This is a genomic window from Adlercreutzia equolifaciens (assembly GCF_029076695.1).
Classification (GTDB): domain Bacteria; phylum Actinomycetota; class Coriobacteriia; order Coriobacteriales; family Eggerthellaceae; genus Adlercreutzia; species Adlercreutzia equolifaciens_A.
Map to the genome: position 1 here is coordinate 1 of NZ_JARFIK010000596.1, position 289 is coordinate 289.

The following is a 289-nucleotide window of genomic DNA, read 5'->3' on the forward strand; positions in this document are numbered from 1 at the left end:
CTTTTGATGCGCTTGCGGAACAGAAGCAGGATGACGGTAATCATGAACGGCGGACAAATGACCGAGAGGATGGGGGCGGCCAGGTTGATGATGTTCGTGAGACCCAAATTGCAGATGAGCAGGGCGATGACCACGACGCTGATCAGCCCCGTCCGGTAGCTGATGCGGCGGTTGGAGATGCGCTCGACGTACTCGGCCGTGGCACCGCACAGGCCCACCGCGGTGGTTAGGCAGGCGAAGCCGACGACGACGCCGAGCACGATGCGGCCCACAGGGCCCATCAGTTGCT

Annotated in this window: 1 protein-coding gene; it reads right to left on the reverse strand. The window is 62.3% G+C overall.

The features are described 5' to 3' along the window. Positions 1–289, reverse strand: a 289-nt coding sequence (locus PZH32_RS13755) for a branched-chain amino acid transport system II carrier protein (RefSeq protein WP_275208824.1), incomplete at both ends; no start/stop codon positions are given.